At 73.1% G+C, this 16288-nt stretch carries 12 protein-coding genes; 8 read left to right on the plus strand and 4 right to left on the minus strand.

The genetic code is table 11. From position 1 onward, the window contains the following. Nucleotides 1–14: 14 nt before the first annotated feature. The 4 genes from AW16_RS0109965 (at nt 15) to AW16_RS0109985 (ending at nt 6103) form a co-directional block, all read left to right on the plus strand. Nucleotides 15–1166, plus strand: coding sequence for a DUF1972 domain-containing protein (locus tag AW16_RS0109965; RefSeq protein ID WP_029290013.1), 1152 nt, complete (start codon nt 15–17; stop codon nt 1164–1166). Beyond that, the gene (locus tag AW16_RS0109970; protein WP_029290015.1) at nt 1163–1885 is read left to right on the plus strand and encodes a CDP-alcohol phosphatidyltransferase family protein; all 723 of its coding nucleotides are present in this window, start codon (nt 1163–1165) and stop codon (nt 1883–1885) included. The genes AW16_RS0109965 and AW16_RS0109970 overlap by 4 nt, the downstream gene beginning before the upstream one ends. A gap of 224 nt (nt 1886–2109) precedes the next feature. Further along, nucleotides 2110–3939: a hypothetical protein gene (locus AW16_RS18430; protein ID WP_156044130.1), complete on the plus strand. Its 1830-nt coding sequence runs from the start codon at nt 2110–2112 to the stop codon at nt 3937–3939. Nucleotides 3940–4234: 295 nt separating this feature from the next. Next, nucleotides 4235–6103, plus strand: a complete 1869-nt coding sequence (locus AW16_RS0109985) for a hypothetical protein (RefSeq protein WP_029290020.1) — start codon at nt 4235–4237, stop codon at nt 6101–6103. 32 nt (nt 6104–6135) lie between these two features. On the opposite strand, the gene AW16_RS0109990 is transcribed toward AW16_RS0109985, so the two are convergent. From AW16_RS0109990 to AW16_RS0110000, 3 genes are read right to left on the minus strand one after another with little or no spacing between them, the layout of a single operon-like run. Next, entirely contained in the window at nt 6136–7623 is a 1488-nt protein-coding gene (locus AW16_RS0109990; RefSeq protein WP_051681841.1) for a lipopolysaccharide biosynthesis protein, read from the minus strand. Continuing rightward, a complete protein-coding gene (locus AW16_RS0109995; protein WP_034648663.1) occupies nt 7620–8762 on the minus strand; it encodes a glycosyltransferase family 4 protein in 1143 nt (380 codons plus the stop codon). The genes AW16_RS0109990 and AW16_RS0109995 overlap by 4 nt, the downstream gene beginning before the upstream one ends. Next, nucleotides 8759–9688, minus strand: coding sequence for a glycosyltransferase family 2 protein (locus tag AW16_RS0110000; RefSeq protein ID WP_051681842.1), 930 nt, complete (start codon nt 9686–9688; stop codon nt 8759–8761). The genes AW16_RS0109995 and AW16_RS0110000 overlap by 4 nt, the downstream gene beginning before the upstream one ends. 176 nt (nt 9689–9864) lie before the next feature. Here AW16_RS0110000 and AW16_RS0110005 point away from each other — a divergent pair, with 176 nt between their 5' ends. The 3 genes from AW16_RS0110005 (at nt 9865) to AW16_RS0110015 (ending at nt 13522) form a co-directional block, all read left to right on the plus strand. After that, nucleotides 9865–10899, plus strand: a complete 1035-nt coding sequence (locus tag AW16_RS0110005; RefSeq protein WP_156044132.1) for a hypothetical protein — start codon at nt 9865–9867, stop codon at nt 10897–10899. Between the two features lie 116 nt (nt 10900–11015). Beyond that, entirely contained in the window at nt 11016–11957 is a 942-nt protein-coding gene (locus AW16_RS0110010; RefSeq protein ID WP_231496011.1) for a glycosyltransferase family 2 protein, read from the plus strand. Beyond that, a complete protein-coding gene (locus AW16_RS0110015; protein WP_051681844.1) occupies nt 11954–13522 on the plus strand; it encodes a glycosyltransferase family 39 protein in 1569 nt (522 codons plus the stop codon). The genes AW16_RS0110010 and AW16_RS0110015 overlap by 4 nt, the downstream gene beginning before the upstream one ends. A gap of 15 nt (nt 13523–13537) precedes the next feature. On the opposite strand, the gene AW16_RS0110020 is transcribed toward AW16_RS0110015, so the two are convergent. Further along, a complete protein-coding gene (locus AW16_RS0110020; RefSeq protein WP_051681845.1) occupies nt 13538–15130 on the minus strand; it encodes a polysaccharide biosynthesis tyrosine autokinase in 1593 nt (530 codons plus the stop codon). 249 nt (nt 15131–15379) lie between these two features. Here AW16_RS0110020 and AW16_RS18435 point away from each other — a divergent pair, with 249 nt between their 5' ends. Further along, complete coding sequence (locus tag AW16_RS18435) at nt 15380–16105, plus strand: hypothetical protein (protein ID WP_051681846.1); 726 nt, start codon at nt 15380–15382, stop codon at nt 16103–16105. Nucleotides 16106–16288: the final 183 nt, after the last annotated feature.

Raw genomic sequence — 16288 nt, forward strand, 5'->3', positions numbered from 1 at the left:
CGCTGAGGATCGCGATGATCGGGACGCGGGGCGTCCCGGCCCGCTACGGCGGGTTCGAGACGGCCGTCGAGGAGATCGGCCGTCGGCTCGTCGCGCGTGGCCACACCGTCCGCGTGTACTGCCGGCGCCACGAGCTCGATCCGCCGCACGGCGAGCACCTCGGCATGGAGCGGGTCACGCTGCCTGCGCTGCGTCGCAGGTCGCTCGAGACGCTCAGCCACACGGCCCTGTCCGTCGGGCACCTCGTCGCGCACAGGGTGGATGCGGCGTTCGTCTTCAACGCCGCGAACGCGCCGCTGCTGCCGGTCGTGCGAGCGGTGCGGGTACCGGTCGCGACGCATGTGGACGGCCTCGAGTGGCGGCGCGCGAAGTGGGGCGCCAACGGACGCCGCTACTACCGCGCGGCCGAGCAGCTCGCGGTGCGCTGGTCCGACGCGCTCGTGGCCGATGCGCAGGGGATCGCCGACTACTACGCCGACGAGTTCGGTGCGCGCACCCGGCTGCTCGCATACGGGGCTCCCCGCGTGGACGTCGGGACGGAGCGTCTCGCCGAGCTCGGGCTGGTCGCCGGGGGCTTCCACGTCGTCGTCGCGAGGTTCGAGCCCGAGAACCACGTCCTCGAGGCGGTTCAGGGGTACGTGCGCTCGAGCGCAGAGCTTCCCCTCGTCGTCGTGGGTTCCGCGCCCTACTCGGACACGTATACGGCCGCGGTGCGGGCGGCAGCGGGCGACGACCCTCGGGTGCGCCTGCTCGGTGGTGTGTGGGACCAGGAGCTGCTCGACCAGCTGTACGCGGGTGCGTCGACCTATGTGCACGGGCACAGCGTCGGCGGCACCAACCCCTCGCTGCTGCGCGCGATCGGCGCCGGCACGGCGACGATCGCTTACGACGTGGCGTTCAACCGGGAGGTGCTCCGCTCGGAGGGCCTGTACTTCGCCGACGCCGCCGAGCTGGCCGGGCACCTCGAGCGCGCCGAGTCGGACCCTGCGGCGACGACGCGTAGGGGTGAGGCTCTGCGGCTGCGCGCGCTCGACTACGACTGGGACGACGTGACCGCGGGCTACGAGCGGCTCGCGCTCGACCTCGCTGCACGCCGCACGGCCGGGCCGCAGCGGCTGAGGCGACGCCAGCAGACGGCGGAGCCCGTCGAGGCGATCCGCGCATGAGCAGGTACCTCGACACCGTGCAGCAGCTCGCGTCGGCCCAGAAGGGGGCGGCACGGGGTGCGCCGGCGTACTCCCGGTTCGTCAACCGGCGGCTGGGCAGGCTCCTCGCGGCCTGGGCCTACGGGCGCGGCCTCGGCCCCGATGCCGTCACCGGCCTCAGCGCGCTCGCGACTTTCTCCGGCATCGCGATGCTCGCCCTCGTCGCCCCGTCGTGGTGGGCGGGCGTCGCGGTGTGCCTGCTGCTGGTCCTGGGGTATGCGCTCGACTCCGCGGACGGCCAGGTGGCGCGACTGACAGGCCGGTCCAGCCCGGCCGGTGAGTGGCTCGACCACGTGGTCGACGCCACGAAGGTCTCGACCCTCCCGGTTGCGCTCGCGGTGGGCTGGTACCGGTTCGACGTGGTCGACCGCCCGATGCTCCTGGTCCCGTTGGCCCACGCGGTCCTCGGCGCGGTCATGTTCTTCGCGATGATCCTCACCGAGCAGATGCGCCGTGCCCACGGCGTCGAGAGCCGTGCGGCGACGGGTGGGCGAGCGCCGTGGCTTCGCTCGTTGATCGCGTTGCCGACGGACTACGGCCTGCTGTGCCTGTCGTTCGTGCTCCTGGGCTGGACTCCCGCCTTCGTGCTGGTCTACTGCCTGATCGTCGCGGCGACCTTCGTGTACCTGCTGCTCGCGCTCGTGAAGTGGCGCCGCGAGATCGCGGGTTTCGCCGCCTGAGACCTCGCTGGACCGAACAGGTGTGATGCGATTCACACCCGAATCTCGGCGCGCCCGATTGCGCCGCTGGCCTGCGTAGATGCCAGGCATCACCTGGTTGCCTCCGAAGTCGCCCGCGCGGCGGCGCTCATTCACCCGTCCGTGTCGACCGATATGGCCCACGACGCCGGGTTGGCGGGTCTCCCGCTCCGGCGCCGCAGTCGTTCGTGTCGATCGGAGCCGTCATGCACCACCCCCGCACCACCCGTCCCAGCGCTCGCCGAGCGCGTCACGTCGCCGTCGTGGCGGCCCTCGCGGTGATCGCGTTGCTCGCCTCGTTCGTCGGCGGGACACAGGTGGCAGGTGCTGCTTCTCCGGGTGCGAAGACCTACCTCCGCGACGTCACGGTGTCACCCAAGAAGCCGCGCGTCGTGAAGCTCACGTCGCTGCCGAAGAACGCGACGGCCGCGACGTTCGACGTCACCGGTCGCTTCGCGTGGCGGTCGACCGCGATCTCGCTGTGCCCGGGCAAGAAGGTGCTCGCCGAGTGCGTCGACGAGCCCGCGATGAAGACTCCGGTGCAGAAGAAGCGCACCGTGCGCGTCACGGTGCCGCTCGTCGGCTCCGGCCGGGTGGTGACGGTCGGGACCTCGCGGGCCAGCGTCCGGGTGACGCTCCGGCTCGTCTCGTACTCCACCGACCTCAAGGACGGCCTGCCGGTCACCTACCTGCGCAGCGCCGTGGTCAAGCAGGGCGGCACGGTCACGGTGGATGCGTCGCGGATGCTCGCTGCCGCGTCGTCGGCGCGCTTCACGGTCAAGGCGAAGTTCGCCTGGCGGCCGACGAAGATCGTCGTGTGCGCCGGGACCCGGATCACCGAGGCGTGCGCCGCGCACCCGGTCCTCGTCACGCCGAAGCAGAAGGGCGCCTCCGCATCCGTCACGATCCCGATGGCGGGCAAGAAGGGGAAGGTCACGATCAGGTCGTCGTCCGCGAGCGTCCGCGTCTGGCTCGTCCTGAAGAAGATGACCCTGGTGCGCACGGCTCCGGCGACGAGCGCGCCGAGCCCCTCCGCGTCCCCGACGGGCACCTCGACGACGACCGCGAAGCCGTCGCCGTCGGCGACGAGCACCACGTCGAGCCCGGCTCCGACCGCGACCGCGACGACCGACCCGCCGAAGCCGACGAGCACGCCGACCGCAACGGCCGCCCCCACGCCGACGTCCACCCCGACGTCCACCCCGACGGCGACCCAGACCCCGGTCGCTACGCCCACCCCCACCTCGTCGTCGGCTGCGCGTCCGGGGCCGTCGAACACGGGCGTGCCCGCGGGCACCAAGCTGACGGTCCGCGAGGGCGACTGGACCATCACGACGCCCAACACCGTGATCGACTCGATGGACGTGCGCGGCTTCGTCTCGATCAAGACGACGGGCGTGGTGATCAAGAACTCGATCATCCGCGGCCGTGACACCGCCTACGACAAGGCGATGATCATGGTCGACCAGACCGTGCCGTCGTCGGTGAGCGTCGTGGACACGACGTTGGCGGCGTCGACGCCGTCGCCGCACATCCGTGGGGTGATCGGTGCGCGGTTCTCGTTGACGCGGGTGGATGCGTACGACGTGGTGGACCAGGTGCTGATCATCGGTGACGACGTGACGGTGCAGGACTCGTGGTTGCACGACAACGCGTATTTCGAGCAGGACCCGAACTACAACAACACGCCGTCGCACGATGACAACGTGCAGATCTCGATCGGGAAGAACCTGCGGTTCGTGAACAACACGATGACCGGGACGCACAACTCGGTGATGATGGTGACGCAGGACCGGGGCAAGGTGAGCGACCTGGTGTTCTCGGGGAACCACGTGGACGGTGGTGCGTGCTCGGTGAACCTCGCGGAGAAGGCCTACGGGCCGCTGTCCGGGCTCACGTTCACCGACAACGTCTTCGGCCGCAACACGACCCTGAACAACTGCGCGATCATCTCGCCGCTGTCGACCACGGCGCTGCTCACCCTCGCACGCAACTACTACACGGATGGCGCCGCGGTCACCGTCCGGCGGGGGTGAAGACACCCGTTCGGGTGATCGAAGACGTTCGGCAGGCGTCCATATGGTGGACATTCACCCTTGTGGCGTTCATTTGTGATGCAGGTCACACCCGTTCGGGCGAACGGGGGCGCCGCTCCGATGCCGGATCGTGACCTTGCAGGCCAGCGTCGCATGGCCGCCCATGCCCGCCTCCGAGCCTCCGGGCGATGGACCGGGTGCGTCCGGTTCGGGTGGTCGACGGAGGTTGCTGGGCACTCGTCCGGTTCATCTACGCTCCCCGCAGTTCATGTCCCCCCTCGGAAGAGCGTCATCCATGCCCAACGCCCGCCACCGTGCCGAGCGCCCCGCGCAGCATCCGCCGAAGCGCGCCGCCGACCGTTCCCGGCAGCCCGGGACGCGCCCGCGCGCAGCGTCGCGGCGCACCGCCGCCGCGTGGTTCGGCGCCGCGCTGCTCGCACTCGTGGGAGCGGTCGTCGTGCCCGCCGCCTCGTGGGGCTCGTCGCAGACCGTGCAGCTGCCCCGCACCTACCTGAGCGACGAGGTGCTGGCCCCCGGCGCGTCCCGCGTGGTCGAGCTGGGCGACCTGCCGGCCGACGCCACGGCGGTGACGTTCGAGATCACGGGCCGCTGGGCGTGGAAGTCGACGAAGCTGTCCGTCTGCTCGGGCTCGACGGTCACGGCGGCGTGCACGGCCGCGCCCGCTCTCGTGACACCGGTGCAGCAGCTCGGCCGGGCGTCGGTGACGGTGCCGCTCACGGGCGGCGCGCGCACGGTCGTCGTGCACAACTCCGCCGCGAGCGTGCGGGTGGGGCTCACGCTGACGTCGTACTCGACGACGAAGTCCGCCTCGTATCTCTCGAACGTGGTGCTCGCCCCGGGCCAGAGCACGACGGTCGACCTCGGCCTCCCCGCGGGGACGGCCTCGGCCACGCTGACCGTCGCCGGCAGGTGGGCGTGGCGACCGACCCAGATCGCCGTGTGCCCGGGCTCGGCGGCGAGCGCCGCCTGCCTCGCGGCGCCCGCTCTGACCACGCCGACCCAGACGCTCGGGACGGCCACCGTGAAGGTCGACCTCGCGGGGTCGGGCGGCAAGGTGACGGTGCACAACTCGTCGGCGAGCGTCCGCGTGTGGCTCGACCTCGCGTCGTACGAGACGGCCTCGGCGTCGGCGACGACGAGCGCCCCGGCCTCCTCGACCGGCTCGTCGACCGCCACCGCGACGGCGAGGCCCACGTCGAGCGCGACGGCCACCGCGACCACCACGCAGAAGCCCACGGCGACCGCGACCCCGACCCCTACGGCCACGACGGCGACCCCGAAGCCGACCGCCACGGCGACCGCGACGGCGAAACCGACCGCCACGGCGAGCCCGTCGCAGGGCGCCTCTGCCGGCGGGTCGTCCGCACGTCCCGGTCCCTCCAACACCGGCGTGCCTGCCGGCACCAAGCTCACCGTGCATGACGGTGACCTGACGATCACGAAGGACGGCACCGTCGTCGACGGGCTCGACGTCCGGGGGTTCGTGCAGGTGAACGCGACCGGCGTGGTGATCAAGAACTCGATCATCCGCGGCCGTGACACCGCCTACGACAAGGCGCTGGTCATGATGTCGACCACGGTGCCCGCGAGCGCCAAGATCCAGGACACGACGTTGGCGGCGTCGACGCCGTCGCCGCACATCCGTGGGGTGATCGGTGCGCGGTTCTCGTTGACGCGGGTGGATGCGTACGACGTGGTGGACCAGGTGCTGATCATCGGTGACGACGTGACGGTGCAGGACTCGTGGTTGCACGACAACGCGTATTTCGAGCAGGACCCGAACTACAACAACACGCCGTCGCACGATGACAACGTGCAGATCTCGATCGGGAAGAACCTGCGGTTCGTGAACAACACGATGACCGGGACGCACAACTCGGTGATGATGGTGACGCAGGACCGGGGCAAGGTGAGCGACCTGGTGTTCTCGGGGAACCACGTGGACGGTGGTGCGTGCTCGGTGAACCTCGCGGAGAAGGCCTACGGGCCGCTGTCCGGGCTCACGTTCACCGACAACGTCTTCGGCCGCAACACGACCGTGTCGAACTGCGCGATCATCGCGCCGAGCACGACGACCCCGCTGCTGACCCTCGCGGCCAACTTCTACACGGACGGGGTCCCGGTCACGGTCCACCGCGGCTGAGCGCCGCGGGCGCGGGCGGGTCGGTCGGGCCGTCAGACCCGGCTGCGGGCGATCCGCACGACCATCGCCACGTCGCGCACGTCGCGCCGCAACCACGGCACGAGCACGCAGCCGAGCCCGAGAAGGCCGACGAACATGCCCGTCTCGAGCCCGAGCTGCGCCCACGCGGACGAGACGCCGAGGGCGTCGGCGGCCCACCAGGCGGCGGCGCCGCACACCGCGAACGCCCCGAGCGTGCGCCCGGCACCCGCGAGCAGGTCGTCGAGCCGGACCGCGGCGTGGCGCGAGAGCCACCACAGCGACAGCGGCCAGGACAGGGCCGGTGCGAGCGCGAAGCCCGCGGCGACGCCCGTCACGCCCCAGTGGCTCCCGCCGACGACGCAGACGATCGTGATGCACGTCGCCACCAGCTGGTACCGCAGCAGCGTCCCCGTCAGCCCGTACGCGAGGTAGACCCAGTAGCCGACGTAGGCGACGGTGTGGAACATCCCCGCGACCGCGAGCAGGCGCAGCAGCGGGACGGCCTGCGTCCACTGGTCGCCCAGGAGGATCGCGGTGAGCGGCGTGGCGGCCGTCGCGACGAGCGCCAGGCCCGCGACGAGCGAGTACGCGAGCGCGAGCTGTCCACGGCGCACGAACTCGGCGAAGCGCGGTGGGTCGTCGCGCAGGCGGCTGAGGATCGGGAGCGCGACGACCGTGGTGGGCGCGCGCAGCTGCGAGAGCGTGGACAGCAGAAGCTGGTAGGCGCGGTTGTACGTCCCCAGTGCGGTGGGCCCGAAGCGGACACCGATCGTGAGGGAGTCGACGTTGTTGCCGGCGTAGCCGACGAGCTGCGTCGCGAGCAGGTTCCACCCGAACGACAGCAGCCCGCGCATCGGCACCCCGCGGTGCGGCAGACCCGGGAACCAGCCGGCCGCGAGCGCGGCGCCGACGAGCAGCACGACGCTCGTGGTGATCTGCTGCGCGACGAGTGCCCAGTAGCCGGCGCCGGCCAGCGCGAGCGCGATCGCGACGACCAGGGCGACGCACGAGCCGCTGACGTCGACGACGGCCAGGCGGGCGAACCGCATCCGGCGCGTGAGGTCCGCGCGGTACTGCGTCGCCATACCGTTGAGGAGGAAGGTGAGCGCGAGCACGGGGACGATGGCCCGTAGGCGCGGCTCGTGGTAGATCGCCGCGATCGGGACCGCGAGGGCCGCGACGACGCACGTGAGCAGCAGGCCGATGGCCGTGTTCAGCCACAGGAGGTTGGTGCGCTGCGCGAGGCTCAGCGACCGTGCCTGCACCGCTGCGGCGGACAGCCCGAAGTCGCGGAACAGCTCGCCGACCCCGGTGACCGCCGTGACCATCGCGACGAGGCCGTAGTCGGCCGGGGACAGCAGGCGCGCGAGGACCACGACGCCGCCGACCTGCAGCAGGATGCGCGAGCCCTGCCCCCACAAGGTCACGAACGCACCGCGCGCCGCCCGGCGTCCCATCTGGCTGACGTCCGTGGACAGGTCTTCGACGTGCTCGCTCACGCGCTCGCCCCCGAGATCGCGTCCAGCAGCTCGCGCACGCGGCGCTCGTACAGCTCGGTGCCGAACCGCTCGGCGGCGTCACGCAGCCCCTCGTCGGCGAGGCGTGTGCGCAGCACGTCGTCCCGGAGCACGCGATCGAGGGCGTCGGCGAGCGCCATGGCGTCGTCCGGGGCGACGAGCAGGCCGGTGCGGCCGTCGTCGACGACCTCCGCGAGCCCTTGGACGCGCGCCGCGACGACCGGTCGTCGTGCGAGCAGCCCCTCGACGGCAGTGTTGCCGAACGGTTCGGCGCGCGACGGGACGACGACGACGTCGCACGACGCGAGCGCGTCCCAGGTGGGGTTGACGTACCCGTGGAGCGTCACGAGCCCAGCGAGGTCGGGCTCGTCCGCCCGAGCGCGCAGCTCGTCCTCGAACCACTCGTAGCCCGGGAACGTGCTGCCGAGGACGTCGAGCCGGACGTCGAGCCCACGCGACGTGAGCAGGGCGATCGCCTCGAGCGCGAGGTCGGTGCCCTTGCGGGGTGAGAGGCGCCCGACGTAGGCCACCCGCCACGGGTCGCCGTCCTGGCGCGGGCTCGCGGTCGGCGGCACGGGCGGCCCGGGCACGCCGTTGTGCAGCACCGACGTCCTGGCCGACAGCCGTGGGAGGGCGCGCGTGAGGGTCGCGGCCGACGCGCGGCTGTTGGTGACGACGCGGCGCGCGAGCAGGAGCGGGAGCGCGAGGGCGGTGGCGACCGTGCGCGAGTCGTCGCCCTCGGCCTCGTGCACGTGGCACAGGGCGGGCGTCCGGGCGAGGCGTGCCGCGGCGAGCCACCAGGGGATCGTCACCGTGTTGACGTACATCGCGTCGGGTCGCTCACGGCGCAGCAGCCGGGCCGCCCCGACGATGCTGCGCGCCGCGCCGACGAGCAGCCCGAGCAGCGCCCGAGGGCGCAGCAGCGACTTGCGCAGCACGGGGAACGGCACGACGCGCACTCGCGCGCCGCACTCGCGCAGCAGCGGCACGAGCGGGCCGTCCGCGGGGAGCACCACGAGCACGTCCCACCCCCCGTCGCGTGCGGCGACGAGCGAGCGCAGGAGCTGCCGGTCCGAGCCGTACAGGTCCGGCGACGGGTGCGCGACGACGAGCCGTCTCATCCGATGCCACCCTGGCGACCCGCATGGCGTGCGACGAACCACGCGCCCTCGGCGGTCCCTCGTGCGGCGGCCAGCCACGGTCCGGGGGAACGCAGCTGGCGACGACCGCCCCGCAGGAGCACCTCCCAAGCGAACCGTGGCGAGCCGAGCAGCCAGCGGCGTCGGCCGGCGCGGTCCAGATGGCGTGCGGCGAACACGAGGCGGCTGCGGCAGTTGTGCCGGTAGTACACGTCGGACTTGCGCCTGGTGCCTGCATGCTTCTGAGTCCCGCCCACGTCGTGCACGGCCCGCAGGTCGTCGCGCACGCGCAGGCCCCCGCCCGCCTCGACCAGTCGCACGGACAGGTCGACGTCCTCCCAGTACAGGAAGAACGCAGGATCGAAGCCTCCGACGAGCTCCCACGTCCGCACGGACGCGGCGAGGCACGCGCCCGTGAGCCACCGCGTCTGCGCCGGCTCGGCGCGGCCTGTGCGCCCGCGCTCCAGGTCGAGGCCGCCCCCGCGGAACCACGTGCTGCCGTCGGGTCGCTCGATCTGCGGCCCGACGAGGAGCCCGTGCGTCGTGCGCGCGTCGGCGACGAGCGCCGCGGCGTCGGCGGCCGAGATCGTGAGGTCCGGGTTCACGACGAGCACCGCGTCGCAGCCGAGCGCGGTGGCGCGGCGGACCCCGCGGTCGACGCCGGCGCCGAAGCCGTCGTTGGGGCCGGCCACCAGATCCCACCCGTGCTCGCGCGCCAGGTCGTGCGCGGCGCGGCGCGAGTCGTCCGACGGCGAGTTGTCGACGACGACGACGCGCCAGCCAGTCTCACATGCCAGCGGTGCGAGGTAACGCGCGAGGAGTTCGTGCGAGCCGTGGTTGACGACGACGAGCGCCGCGCCGGGCTCGCCGCCGCGTGCGGTCGCCTCCTCGGACACGGCCTCGGGCACGGTGCTGGTCCTCCTCGGGGAGTCGGGCCCACGGCACGGCCGGGGCTGCGGGGTCCCGGACGTCGTCGACGGGACCTCCCGACGGTAGCGGCGTCGACCTCGTCCGTGGCCTCGCAGGACGGGTGAATCGGTACGATCTGCGCATTCGCATCCCCGACGTGCAGAGACGAGGCACCGTGCCGGCAGACCCGAGCGATGATGCGCCCCTGCGCGTGCTCGAGTCGTTCGGCGAGCCGCGGCCGACGACCAACCCGTACCTCGTGCTCCTGCTGCGCAGCCTGCGCAGGCTCGCGCACGTCGACACGTTCACCTGGCGACGCGCGCTGACCGGGCGCTACGACGTCCTGCACCTGCACTGGCCCGAGGCGGTCCTCGCGAAGTCGACGCCGCTGCGTCGCGCCGCGGCGTGCGCGGCGCTCGCCTTCGTCCTGGCGCGGTGCCGGGTGACCCGCACCGCGATCGTGCGCACGGCACACAACGTGGCGCCGCACGAGCGCCAGCCGTGGGCGGTCCGGGCGGTGCTGCGGGCGTGCGACCGGCGCACGACCGCGTGGGTGCGGCTCAACGACGAGACCGAGACCCCGGCGGGGGCGCTCGTCGCGACGATCCCGCACGGCGACTACGACGACTGGTACGCGGAGCACGCCCTCCCCGACGTCGTGACCGGTCGCGTGGTCGCCGCGGGGCTCGTCCGCCCGTACAAGGCGGTGCCCGCGCTCGTCGAGGCGTTCCGAGGCGTGCGCACATCGGGCGCGACGCTCGAGGTCGCGGGCCGGCCGTCGTCGGACGCGGTCGAGGGCGAGGTGCGCGCGGCCGCGGGCGACGACCCCAGGATCGTGCTCGAGCTGCGACACCTCGACGACGCCGAGCTGGTCGCCGCCGTCGGGCGCTCCCAGGTGGTCGCGCTGACGTACCCCGAGCTGCACAACTCCGGCGCGATGCTGCTCGCGCTGACGCTCGGCCGCCCCGTGCTGGTCCCCGCGAACGCGGTCACCGACGCCGCAGCGGACGAGATCGGTGTGGACTGGGTGCTGCGCTACGACGGCCCCCTCACGCCGCGGACGCTCGAGGACGCTCTCGCCCGCAGTGCCGGGTCGCGCGGCGCCGGGCCGGACCTGTCTCGGCGCGCCTGGCCGGTGGTCGCTCGAGCGCACGTCGAGCTCATGCGCGCGGCCCGGGCACGCGTGCGCGGCGACGAGCGGCCGCGGTAGCCGACCGGGCCGAGTTGGCCGGCGCTGCGTCGATCGGGTGGAACGGCGGGTGAATCCGACATCTCGGGCGCTCGCGGTGATGACGCGCGTCGGCCCGGTGCTGCACACTCGACGCCGTGACCTCGAACGACGCGCCTGCTGGGGCGCGGGCCGTGACGGTCGTCGTGCTGACCTACCGGCGTCCCGACGACCTGGCCGAGCTGCTGCCCATGCTGCTCGAGCAGGCGGCCGGCGAGGACGTCGTTGTCGACGTGCTCGTCGTCGACAACGACCCGGAAGGGTCCGCGCGCGCGTTCGTCGAGGCCGTCGGGGCGCCGTCGCGGTACGTGCACGAGCCGCGTCCCGGCATCTCGGCCGCACGCAACCGCGCGCTCGACGAGGTCGGGCACGACGGCCTGCTCGTGTTCATCGACGACGACGAGCGTCCGACGCCGGGCTGGCTGCACCAGATGCTGGGGCTGCACCGCCGGACGGCCGCCGTCGCCGTGGTCGGCCCCGTGGTCTCCGCGCTGCCCTCGCCGCTCGACCCCTGGGTCGAGGCCGGGCGGTTCTTCGACCGTCGTCGCCTCCCGACCGGGACGGCGATCGACGTCGCCGCGACCAACAACCTGCTCGTCGACCTGCGGGCGGTCGCCGCCGCCGGGCTCCGTTTCGACGAGGCGTTCGGTCTCAGCGGCGGCTCGGACACGCTTTTCACCCGGCGTCTCGCAGCGACGGGCGCCCCGATGCTCTGGTGCGACGAGGCGGTCGTCACCGACGTCGTGCCGCGAGATCGCGCCACCCGCTCGTGGGTGCTGCACCGGGCACGACGCAGCGGCAACTCCGGCAGCAGGGTGAGCGTGCTCCTCGCCGACGGACGGGTGCGACGCGCGGGAGTGCGCGCCCGGTGCGTGGCCGAGGGGGGCGTGCGGGTCGCCGCGGGTTCGGCGCGGGCGGTCGCCGGCCGAGTCCTGCGCGACACCGGGCACGAGGCGCGCGGGCGCCGTACTGCCGAGCGCGGGCTCGGGATGATCGGCGGTGCCGTCGGCCGCGTGGTCTACGACTACGGCCGCGCGTGAGCGGCGCGGCACCTGCGCACGGTCGGCTCCGGACGGGCGTCCTGGCCCCGGTCGCCGGGCTCGTCGCGGCGGTCGTCGTCGCCCTCGGGTCCTGGGTCCCGTCGATCTGGACCGACGAGGCGGCGACCGTCTCCGCATCGACCCGCAGCTGGTCGGACCTGCGCCGCATGATCGGCGACCTCGACGCCGTGCACGCCGCCTACTACGCGCTCATGCACCCCTGGATCGCGCTGGCCGGCCAGAGCGAGCTCGCGCTGCGGGTCCCCAGCGCGCTGGCCGTCGGCGTGGCGGTCGCCGGGGTCGTCGTGCTCGCGCGGCCGGTCGGAGATGCGTTCGCGCTGGGGTGCGCGGCCGCGGTGGTCCTGCTGCCACGCACGGCCTGGGCCGGGATCGAGGCACGGTCGTTCGCCCTGGCGACGGCCGCCGGCGTGTGGGCGACAGTCCTGCTCGTCGAGGCCATCCGTCGGCGTCGCGTCGCGTGGTGGGCGGGCTATGCGGTCCTCGTCGCGGTCGCCGTGACCCTCAACCTGTACCTCGTGCTCCTGGTCCTGGCGCACGCCGTCACGGCTGTCACGTGGCCCGGCGTCGCGACGCGCGGGCGGTTGCGCGACGCAGGCCCGTGGCTCGTCGCGGCAGCCGTCGGGGGCGTCGTGGCGTCGCCCGTCGTCCTCACGACGCTGGGTCAGTCCGGGCAGCTGGGGGAGAGTCAGCGTTCGGTCGTCGAGCTGGCGCGCAACGTGGTCGTCAACCAGTGGTTCCTGGGCGAGACGCCCACCACGTACTCGCGGCCGGGCACGCAGGCGGCTGCCGGCCCCGGAGGCGTGCAGGCATGGCAGGTGTGCGGGGTGGCGCTCGCCGTCGTCGCGCTCGCGCTTGCCGCGTGGGGCGTGCTGCGCGTAGTGCGGTCCCGCGACGACGAGCACGCGCGGCAGGTCGTCGCGTGGGCGCTGCCCTGGGCGGTGCTGCCGACTCTCGTCGTCGTCGCGTACGCACTCGTCCGGCACGCCTACGCACCGCGCTACCTCACGTTCTGCGCCCCGGCCGTCGCGGTGCTCGTGGTCCTCGGGGTCAGGGCGCTGCGGGCGGAGCCGGTGCGCTGGGTCGCGGGTGCCCTGCTGGTCGGTCTCGCGCTCCCGGTCGTCGTGTCGCAGCGCACCGAGAACGCGAAGAGCGGATCCGACTGGCGCGCGGTGTCCGAGGTCGTCCACGACGTGAGCCGACCAGGTGACGCCGTGTACTTCTCACCGCGCGTGCCGCCGGCCACGGACGTCGTGACGCTCACGACCCGGGGCGCCGCAGTCGCCTACCCGGACGGCTTCCAGGGACTGGTCGACCTCACGCTGCTGCGCACGCCGGCCGAGGCGGGCGACCTGGCGGGCATCTCGCGCACGCTCCAGGCGGCGGTCCCGGACCTGTCACGGTTCGACCGCGTGGTCGTCCTGCGACGCCACGACTACCCGAGCGAGGCGGCCGCGCGCGACGACGCGAGCCTCGAGGGCGCAGGCCTGCGGGAGACGACGGCCTGGTCCGGGAGCCTCGACGAGGTGCTCGTCTTCGAGCGCTGACCCGTCTCCGCGAGGTCAGCGGTGAGCGGCGGCCTCGTCGTCCGCGTGCTGCGCGACGTCCGCGCCGGAGTCGCCGACGTGGTCGACGGCCGGTGCCGGGGCCGGGACCACAGCGTGAGCGCCCGTGGTGGTGGACGCGGGGGGAACGACCTCGGGCGGGGACTGCGGCGCGTCGTCGTCGTCGTCGACGTGTGCGCTCGGGGCCGTCCCGGGCCTGGCGATCGCGTCGGTCGGCAGACGTCGCATGCGACGCCGGCCGATCGAGCGCCGCCGCCGCGTGCTCGTGTAGGTGTAGGCGCCGGCCTGCTCGCTCGTCTTGTTCAGCACCACCCCCAGGCAGGTCGCGTCGATCGCGTCGAGCGTTGCCAGTGCGTCGGCGAGCTCCGTGCGGCGCACGTGGTTGCAGCCGACGACGACGACGACGCCGTCCACCCTGCGCGAGAGCACGGCGGCGTCGGCCACGGCGAGCAGCGGGGGCGTGTCGATGACGACGAGGTCGTACGTCGCCGTCGCGGCCGCGATGAACTCGCCCATGGCCTCGGAGTCGACGAGCTGGCCGGGGTTCGGTGGCGTCGCGCCCGCTGTGACGACCTCGAGGTTCTCGTGGGCCCAGGGCTGCGCCACGTCAGCCAGCGTGGCGTCGCCGACGAGCACGGTCGAGAGCCCCGCGCCGCCTTCGATGCCGAGTGCACCGGCGACCGTCTGGCGGCGCATGTCCGCGTCGACGAGCAGCACGCGGCGCCCGCGCTCCGCCATGATCAGCGCGAGGTTGATCGACGTGAGCGACTTGCCCTCGCCGGGAACGGCCGAGGAGACGACGATCGAGTGCACCGGCTTGGCGACGTCGAGGAACTGCAGGTTGGTGCGCACCCGTCGGTAGGCCTCGGCGAGCGGGGCGTGCGGCGACTCGACGATCGCGCGTGCGCCCCACCGGCGCACGGCTCGGTCCTGCGGCACGGTCCCGAGCAGCACGCGCTCGGGACGCGCCGGGATGTCGCGCGCCGAGCGCACGCGCGTGTCGAGCAGCGTCCACGCGAGGGCGACGACGATGCCGATCCCGATCCCGACGAGCCCGCCCGTGGCCGTGAGGAGCTTGGTGTTCGGGGAGAACGCATAGCTCGGTGGCGCGGCGGGCGACACCACGCTCATCTGGACCGTCGACGCGCCGTCCTCCGACGTGGGAGACAGGTCTTTGACGGTGGTCGACAGGTGCTTCGCGACCGAGTTGGCGATCGCTGCGGCGCGTTGCGGCGACCGCGAGGTGGCGGAGATCTCGATGATCACGGTGTCGAGCGGGGAGTCGGCGCTCACCGCTCCGGCGAGCGCGCGCGGCGTGATGCCGAGGTCCAGATCGTCGATCACGGGCTGGAGGACCACGGGCATCGTCGCGAGCTGCGCGAACGACTCGACAAGGTTCCGCGTGTACGTCGACCCCTGCACGAGGTCGCCGACGGTGTCCCCGCGCGTCAGGGAGACGTAGACCTTCGACGTCGAGCGGTAGAGCGGTTCGGTCGAGCTGGCCTTCCAGTAGCCCAGCCCTGCTCCGATCACGGCGAGGAGCAGGATGACGAGCCAGCGCTTTCGCAGCGCCGCGACGTACTCGCTCATGCTCACCGCGGGCTACCTCCAGTCGTGTGCGCACACCGGCGCGGGCGGGCACGGATGCCCGGTATGTGCCCATGCTCTCATCGTCAGCGAGCAGCCGGACCCGCCGAGCGGCTGATTTCCCGCGGGCTCGTGCCCGGGCAGCGGCTGAAAACCGGGCGCACCCCGCCGCCGGCGTGGTCCGCGGTCCTACACTGACGAACCCGCCGTCCGTCTGACGTGCGAGAGCTGTTCCGACCGACGGGGGCTGCGATGTCCGACGAGAGCACGACGAGCCCGGCGCCATCGCGTCGTGGGCTGTGGTGGGCGCTGGCGGTCGCCGCGGCGGTGGTCGTCGTGGCACTCGTCGTCGTCCTGGGCAAGGCCCGCGGCGACGACGCCGCTCCGACGTCCCCTGCGGGCTCGCCGTCCACGGCGTCCGCGACCCCGGGGCCGTCGTCCGAGACGGCCACGTCTGGGTCTACGCCCACGACGACCTCGACGGCGACCGCAGACCCGACCTCGGCGACGCACGCAGGCGGCACGCCGTCGGGCAAGCCCACGTCCAGCGCTGTGCCGTCGCCGGGCAGCACTCGTCCGGCACCCGTCGAGACGACGATCGGCGCGACGCCCGAGCCGAAGCCCGGCGTCACGGCCGAGGTCAGCAAGATCGAGTCCGTCGAGGGCGTCGCGGAGCTCCCGGGTGACGTGGGCGGTCCTTCGCTGCGGGTCACGGTGACGGTCACGAACCACGGGAGCACGTCGCTCGACCTGAGCCACGCGGTGGTGAACCTCTACTACGGGCCCGACCGCACACCGGCCGACCCGCTCTCGAAGCCGGGCGCCGCGCCGTTCCCGGACTCGGTGCGAGCGGGCGGGACGGCCGACTCGGTCTCGGTGTTCCGGGTCCCGGTCGACCAGCGGGACCGCGTGTTCGTCGAGCTGGACCTGTCGCTCGACTCGCACCTCGTGGTCTTCGAGGGCCCCGCTCGCGGCTGACTTGTGGGTGAGAACCCCCACAATCACCCGCACATCGGGGCAAGTTCACCCAGGTGCACTAGGACGGATGTCCGATTTGCGCACTACCTTCGCACTTGTCGTGCTCCGGAATGGCCCCGCGAGCGCCCGAGTGGGAGGAGCTGCTCATGCAGCGGACGTCGTGGATCCGGCGAGGAGCAGGTC

The sequence above is a fragment of the Cellulomonas sp. HZM genome (assembly GCF_000708885.1).
Lineage (GTDB): Bacteria > Actinomycetota > Actinomycetes > Actinomycetales > Cellulomonadaceae > Cellulomonas.